Here is a 7,299-nt window from a genome sequence, read left to right as displayed (position 1 = left end):
CTCGTCGTCCCACTGCTCGGACCCGATCGCGTCGGTCGGCTCCGGCGTGGGCTCGCGGTCCTGCCAGCCGTGGGGCGTCGGGTTGACCATCTCCTCCACGGGCACCTTCTTCAGCTCGTCGATCTCCTCGCGCAGCGCCTCGAGGTCGGATCCGTCGTGTGCAGGCTGGTCGCCGGAGGTGCTCATGGAGCCGAGCCTACCGTGCACGGTTAGCCTGAATCCATGACGATGCTCGGGCCACCCGGCCGCGGTGGAGGCTTCCGCGGCGTCGACGAGGCCGCGCAGCGTCGACAGAACGCGGAGGCTCCGCGGGTGCGGAATCTGGGGTCCCGCGTGGTGGCGCTCTTCCGACCCTACGCGGGGCGCATCGCGGTCACCGTGGTACTGGTGATCGCCGCTGCGGCGGTCGCGGTCATCCCGCCTCTGCTGGTGCAGCGCGTGTTCGACGACGCCCTGTTCCCCGTCGACGGATCGGCGCCGAATCTCTCACTGCTCGTGGTGCTGGTGGCCGCGATGACCGGACTCTTCCTGCTCTCCTCAGGTCTGTCGGTGATTCAGACCTGGCTCACCGCCACCGTCGGAAACAGCGTCACGGGCGATCTGCGCGTGCGCCTGTTCGAGCATCTGCAGTCCATGGAACTGGCCTTCTTCACGCGCACCAAGACCGGTGCCATCCAGTCCCGTCTGCAGAACGACGTCGGCGGTGTGGCCGGGGTGCTCACCAACACCGTCACCAGCATCCTGGGCAACGCCGTGACCGTCGTCGCCTCGCTCGTCGCGATGGTGATCATCGACTGGCGGCTCACGCTCATCGCCGTCGCGATCATGCCCTTCCTGGTGATCGTGCAGCGGCGTGTCGGTCAGGTGCGTGCCCGCATCGCCGGCGAGACCCAGGAGTCGCTGTCGGAGCTGACGGCCATCACCCAGGAGACCCTGAGCGTGTCCGGCATCCTGCTGTCGAAGTCCTTCAACCGGCAGCGCACGGAGTCGCAGCGGTTTCAGGAGGAGAACCGCAATCAGGTGCGGCTGCAGGTGCGCCGGGCGATGAGCGGTCAGGGGTTCTTCGCCGTCGTGCAGGTGCTGATGTCCAGCGTTCCGGCCATCATCTACCTGGTCGCGGGCTATCTCATCACCGGCGGCGCCGACGCGATCACCGCGGGCACGATCGTCGCCTTCACGACCGTGCAGGCGCGCCTGCTCATGCCGCTCATGGGCCTCATGCGCGTCGCGCTCGATCTCCAGACGTCCTCGGCGCTGTTCGCCCGCATCTTCGAGTACCTCGACCTGACACCGACGATCAGCGACCGCCCCGACGCCATGAGCGTCGACGATGCTCCCGGCCCGCTCGGTCGTGTCGAGTTCCGCGATGTCGCGTTCCGGTATCCGGATGCCGCCCCGGACACCGCCGCGACCCTGGACGGCGTCTCCTTCGAGGTAGAGCCGGGACAGCACGTCGCGTTCGTCGGGCCCTCGGGCGCGGGCAAGACGACGATCCTCTATCTCACCCCGCGCATGTACGCCGCGACCGGCGGCGAGGTGCGCTTCGCCGGGGCGAACGTCGAGACCCTCGCTGGCGCGTCGATCATCGACCACGTCGGCATCGTGTCGCAGGAGACGTACCTGTTCCACGCGTCCATCCGCGAGAACCTGCGCTACGCCAAGCCCGATGCGACCGACGCTGAGCTCGAAAGCGCATGTCGCGCGGCGAACATCCACCACGTCATCGCGCGATTCGCGGACGGGTACGACACCGTCGTCGGCGAGAGGGGATACCGGCTGTCCGGCGGGGAGAAGCAGCGCATCGCGATCGCCCGCGTGCTGCTGAAGGACCCGCCCGTGCTCCTCCTGGACGAGGCGACCTCCGCACTCGACACGGTGTCGGAGCGGGTGGTGCAGGAAGCGCTGGAGACGGCATCGCGCGGGCGCACGACGTTGTCGATCGCGCACCGGCTGTCGACGGTGATCGGCGCCGATGTGATCCATGTCGTCGATGGTGGCCGCATCGTCGAGTCCGGCACGCACGGCGACCTCGTCGCCCGGGGCGGCCTCTACGCAGAACTCGCGGCCCAGCAGCTGGCGGCCTCCCGCATCCTGGAGACCGAGGAGGCGGAGCCGCGTCCCCCGATGCCCGAACGTCGCGGCGACCGGGCCCCCGATGACGTCGTCGACCCCGAGGTCGTCACCAGAGGCTGACCGCGTCGATCGTCGCCCGCAGCGCCGGGTCGAGCCGCGTGCGAGCGGACTCGGCGCGATCCCAGACATCACGGGTGAACGCACCCAGAAGCTGGCGGTAGGCGGGGTCGGGGTGGGATTCGGCGATGGGCACGAGGCGCGGCACATCCATCGACAGGATGAGGAGCACCCGCTCCTGCAGGGCGGCCGGCACGCGCGCCGCGTCGAGGACGCCCAGCCCCGCCGTCATCGCGTCGAGGCAGTCCCGCAGCACCTCCACCCGCTCCTCGTGCTGGGTGATCGAGGAGCCGTCGGCACGCACGCGCCAGCGCACGACCACCTCGGGCACCGTGTCGAACCGGCGGGCTCGCGTGTACATCTGCTGGGCCAGCACCTGGTCCTCGTAGAGGCGACCCTCGGGAAATCGCAGGCCGGCTCGCCGCCAGAAGTCCGACCGGCTGACCTTGGACCACGCCACCACGTTTCCTCCGGCGGCCGGATGCGCCGCCAGAGTGGTCGCTCGCCGGGCGGGGGCGGTCGCCGCCGCGACCCACGGCTGCACCTCGCCCTCGACGTAGCCGCCGCGGCCGTCGGGACGAAGCCGGGTGTACGCCCCCACGGCGAAGTCGCTGCCGGTTTCCTCGAGGATGCCCAGCAAGGTGGCCAGCGCCGTCGGGGTGAGTTCATCGTCGGCGTCGAGGAAGCCGAGGTACGGGGTGCTGACGCGGGCGAGCCCGGTGTTGCGTGACGCGCCCAGCCCGCGCCGGTGCTCGTGCCGCACGAGGCGGAAGCGGCGGTCGGAAGCGGCGGCTGTCGCGAAGACCTCGGCGGTGGTGTCGTCCGACCGGTCGTCGACGAGCACGGCGGTCCAGTCCTCGCGGGTCTGCGCCCTGAGGGAGGCGAGGGCGGCGGGCGCGTAGCCGGCGACGTTCCAGCCGGGAACGATCACGGTGATCGCGGGACTCGTCACGTGCCTGATCCTCCAGCTGCCGCGTCACACCGCGGCGACCGAGGCGGCGACGGCGACGGCGACGGCATCCAGCGACCCCGCCCACGCGTGCGGCAGGGTGAATCTCACCGCGGTGCGGGCGAGATCGTGCTCGACGCCGATCGCGGTGAGCACGTGGGAGGCCTCGTCGCTTCCCGCCGAGCACGCCGATCCGCTGGAGGAGATCACGCCGCGACGCTCCAGTTCGAGCAGCACCGCTTCGCCGCTGACGCCGGCGAAGGTGAAGCTCGCCGTTCCCGGGAGGCGCCTCTGGGGGTGACCGGTGAGCCGTGCCGAGGGAACCTCGCGCAGCACGCGAGCGACGAAGGCGTCCCGTGCCGCCGCGACCCGGGCCGCGGCCTCCTCGCGCTCGGCCTCGGCGAGTTCGAGCGCGACGGCGAAGCCCACCGCGCCCGCGACGTTCTCGGTCCCCGATCGCCGATCGCGCTGCTGACCGCCGCCATGGATCACCGGCTCGAGGGGGATCCGCCCGCGGATCATCGCGACGCCGATGCCCTTCGGGGCGCCGAGCTTGTGCCCTGCGAGCGTGAGCGCGTCGGCGCCCAGCCCGGACAGGCGCACCCACCCGGCGGCCTGCACCGCGTCGAGGTGAAGACGCGCCGACCCACGAGCGTCGGCCAGCGCGGCCGCATCCTGCACGGTGCCGATCTCGTTGTTGGCAAGCCCGATGCTCACCACGGCCGTGTCCGGCCGCACGGCACCGGCCACGTCGCCGGGATCGATGACCCCGTCGGCGTCGACCGGGAGCACCGTCACCTCGAAGCCGTGCAGCCGACGCAGATAGCCGACGGATGCGAGCACGGACTCGTGCTCGATCGGGGACGTGATCACATGCCGCGCGCCGGAGTTCTGCAGGGCCGCCAGCGCGATGCCCTTGATCGCGAGGTTGTTGGCCTCGGTCCCCCCGGAGGTGAACACGATGTCGCCGGGCCGCACGCCGAGTACCCGCGCCACGCGGCGCCGGGCGTCGTCGAGCGCCGCCGCGGCTTGCTCGCCGACGGTGTGGTGGCTGGAGGGGTTGCCGTATGCCGAGGTGAGGAAGGGCGACATCGCCTCGAGCACCTCACGCCGCACCGGTGTCGTGGCGGCGTTGTCGAGGTAGAGGCCCGACACCTCCTCACGCCTCCGATGCCGCGACCCGGATGTCCAGGCCGAGGTCGAGAGCGCGGGCTGAGTGCGTGAGAGCTCCCACAGAGATGACGTCGACGCCGGTCTCGGCGATCGCGCGCACCTGCTCGAGCGAGACCCCTCCCGACGCCTCCACGATCGCTGCGCCGCCGATCCGCTGCACGCCGGCGCGCAGATCGTCGAGGGAGAAGTTGTCGAGCATGATCGTGCCCACACCGGCCGCGAGCACTGCGTCGAGCTGGTCGAGCCGGTCGATCTCGACCTCGACGTGGGTCGTGTGGGGAAGCCGCGCGATGGCACCGTTCAGGGCCGCGGTGACGGAGACGCCCCGGTCCTTCAGGACCGCCAGATGGTTGTCCTTGACCATCACGGCGTCGCTGAGCGATGTGCGATGGTTGTGGCCGCCGCCGCAGCGAACCGCGTGACGCTCCAAGGTGCGCAGGAGCGGCGTGGTCTTGCGCGTGTCGGCGATGCGCGCGCCCGTGTGCGCCACCTCGGCGACGTACCGGGCGGTGAGGGTGGCGATCCCCGACATCCGCTGTACGAAATTCAGTCCCACCCGTTCAGCCGTGAGCACGGCGCGCGCCGGTCCGGTGACCACCGCGAGCGTGCGTCGAGCTGCGAAGGCTTCGCCGTCCGCGTAGCGCAGGTCGACGTCGATCGACGGGTCGGTGAGTCGGAACGCCGCTGCGAAGACGGTGCCGCCGGCGAAGACGCCCGGCTCACGCGAGGTCAGCTCGGCACGGGCGACGGCGTCTTCGGGGATCAGGGTCTCGCTGGTCAGGTCGCCCCAGGGCGCGTCTTCGTCGAGTGCGGCCTCGACGATCCGGTCGATCACACGGCGGGTCAGCATGGGGCTCCGATCAGGGCGGGGGAGAGGTGAACGGACGGACCGGCGTTCGGCTCATCGGTGCGGACGTGGGCACCGACCGAGCCGGTACGGGCGGATGCCGCCGCGAGCATGTGCTCGGCGACCAGCAGCAGGTTGTCGTCTTCGGCATCGGCGTCGGTCGTTGCGGTCTCCGGCCGGGCACTCCGCCATGCTGCGACCGTCTCCGCGGCCTGACCGAGACCCTCGCCGTCGCGGAGGAGTCCCGCGTGTCGCCACATCAGATCCTGCAGGGCGGCGCGGGTGAACGGCGTCGTCGGAGCTCCCGTCCTCCCTGCGGGAAGTGCTGCGGCTGCCGGCGGGGTCGCGCGGGACGCTGTGATGCCGGACCGGCTGCCAGCGTCGGCTGCGGCTGCCGCCCGTGCGCCGAACACCACCCCTTCGAGAAGCGAATTGGAGGCCAGCCGGTTCGCGCCGTGCAGTCCGGTCCGTGCCGTCTCACCCGCGGCGAACAGACCCGGAACGCTCGTGCGGCCGTCGAGGTCGGTGACGACGCCGCCCATCAGGTAATGGGCCGCCGGCGTGACCGGGACCGGCGTCCGCGACCAGTCGATTCCGGCCGCTCGCACGGCGCGGTCGATCGTGGGGAAGCGAGCCGCGAGGAAGGCGGCGCGGGCGTCGGCATCGTGACGGAGACCGGTGGCGTCGAGATGCACGGGCCGCCCGCCCTGCCGCATCATCGCGTCGGCGATCGCACGGGCGACGACATCGCGAGGGGCGAGCTCGCCGTCGGGGTGAGCGTCCAGGGCAAAGCGGCGTCCGGTGTCGTCGATGAGCACGGCGCCCTCGCCACGGACGGCTTCCGATACGAGGAACGGCTCGGGCGCGGCGAGCACGGTGGGGTGGAACTGCACGAACTCCAGATCGGCGACGGCCGCACCGGCGCGCAGGGCCATGGCGATGCCATCGCCGGTCGCGATACGAGGATTCGTCGTGTGCGAGAAGAGGTGTCCCGCTCCACCGGTGGCAAGGACGACGGCATCGGCGGTCAGGGCCTCGCCCTCGCGGAGCGTCACGCCGCATGCGCGGCCATGCTCGATGACGATGTCGGCGGCGAAGCAGTGCTCCCGCACGGCGATCCCCGGTGTTCGTCGCACCATCGCCGACAGGGCACGCTGGATCTCGCGACCGGTCGCGTCGCCGCCGGCATGGACGACCCGCGCGGAGGAATGCGCGGCCTCGAGACCGCGGACGAAGCGTCCGGTGTCGTCGGTGTCGAAGACGACCCCGCGTGCCACCAGCTCCGCGATCGCCGATGCTCCGGACTCGGCCACGATCCGCGCCGCGCTCGGGTCGCCGAGCCCGGCGGCGGCGGTCAGCGTATCGGCGACGTGCGCGTCGACGCTGTCGTCGGGGAACGTCACGGCGGCGATGCCGCCCTGCGCCCACGCGGTCGCCGTGTCGTTCAGTGCGCTCTTGGTCACGACGGTGACCTCGATGCCGCGCGCGGCGCTGTGCAGGGCGGCGGTGAGGCCGGCGATTCCGCTCCCGACCACGACGAGGGTTCGTACGGGTCTCACCTCACGCCGCCGGAGGCTTGGCCGCGAGCATCCGTTCGAGCGCGACGCGCGCGGGATCGGCGACCTCGGCGGGCACCGTGATGCGGTTCTCGACCCGCCCGGCGACGAGGCCCTCGAGCGTCCACGCGAGATATCCCGGGTGGATGCGGTACATGGTCGAGCACGGGCAGACCACCGGGTCGAGGCAGAAGATCGTGTGCTGCGGGTGCTCCGCGGCGAGCCGCTGCACGAGGTTGATCTCGGTGCCGATGGCGAAGGTCGTCGGCTCCGCGGCCGCCTGGATCGCCTTGCGGATGTAGTCGGTCGATCCCGACTCGTCGGCGGCGTCGACGACGGCCATGGGGCACTCCGGATGCACGATGACGCGCACCCCGGGGTGCTTCGCGCGCGCCTTGTCGATCTGGTCGACGGTGAAGCGCCGGTGCACGGAGCAGAATCCGTGCCACAGGATGACCCGGGCGGCGTCGAGCGTGCCTTCGTCCGTGCCGCCGAGCGGCCGGTTCGGATTCCACATGGGCATCTGTTCGAGAGGCACGCCCATCGCCTTCGCGGTGTTGCGTCCGAGGTGCTGGTCGGGGAAG

General features: G+C 71.4%; 7 protein-coding genes. 1 reads left to right on the top strand and 6 read right to left on the bottom strand.

What is annotated here, in order from left to right; translation table 11 throughout:
* Window positions 1-186: hypothetical protein (locus B4E30_RS01325; protein ID WP_286793173.1), on the bottom strand; the 186-nt coding region annotated here is incomplete at its 3' end.
* A gap of 36 nt (window positions 187-222) precedes the next feature.
* Here B4E30_RS01325 and B4E30_RS01320 point away from each other — a divergent pair.
* Window positions 223-2,193, top strand: coding sequence for an ABC transporter ATP-binding protein (locus tag B4E30_RS01320; RefSeq protein ID WP_414683175.1), 1,971 nt, complete (start codon window positions 223-225; stop codon window positions 2,191-2,193).
* On the opposite strand, the gene B4E30_RS01315 is transcribed toward B4E30_RS01320, so the two are convergent.
* The 5 genes from B4E30_RS01315 to B4E30_RS01295 form a co-directional block, all read right to left on the bottom strand.
* Window positions 2,180-3,142 carry a glycosyltransferase family 2 protein gene (locus B4E30_RS01315; protein ID WP_286793172.1) on the bottom strand — a complete coding sequence of 321 codons (963 nt, stop codon included), beginning with the start codon at window positions 3,140-3,142 and terminating at the stop codon, window positions 2,180-2,182. The two genes, B4E30_RS01320 and B4E30_RS01315, sit on opposite strands and share 14 nt — an antisense overlap.
* A 24-nt stretch (window positions 3,143-3,166) precedes the next feature.
* Window positions 3,167-4,294: a cysteine desulfurase family protein gene (locus B4E30_RS01310; protein WP_286793171.1), complete on the bottom strand. Its 1,128-nt coding sequence runs from the start codon at window positions 4,292-4,294 to the stop codon at window positions 3,167-3,169.
* Between the two features lie 4 nt (window positions 4,295-4,298).
* The gene (gene nadC / locus B4E30_RS01305; RefSeq protein WP_286793170.1) at window positions 4,299-5,162 is read right to left on the bottom strand and encodes a carboxylating nicotinate-nucleotide diphosphorylase; all 864 of its coding nucleotides are present in this window, start codon (window positions 5,160-5,162) and stop codon (window positions 4,299-4,301) included.
* Window positions 5,156-6,718, bottom strand: coding sequence for an L-aspartate oxidase (gene nadB, locus B4E30_RS01300; protein ID WP_286793169.1), 1,563 nt, complete (start codon window positions 6,716-6,718; stop codon window positions 5,156-5,158). The genes nadC and nadB overlap by 7 nt, the downstream gene beginning before the upstream one ends.
* A gap of 1 nt (window position 6,719) precedes the next feature.
* A partial coding sequence (locus tag B4E30_RS01295) for a quinolinate synthase NadA (RefSeq protein WP_286793168.1) occupies window positions 6,720-7,299 on the bottom strand: 580 nt, incomplete at its 5' end.

The sequence above is a fragment of the Microbacterium sp. UBA3394 genome, assembly GCF_002358725.1.
In the GTDB taxonomy this organism is placed as follows: Bacteria; Actinomycetota; Actinomycetes; order Actinomycetales; family Microbacteriaceae; genus Microbacterium; species Microbacterium luteum.
This window is presented reverse-complemented; position numbering and strand designations above follow the sequence as displayed.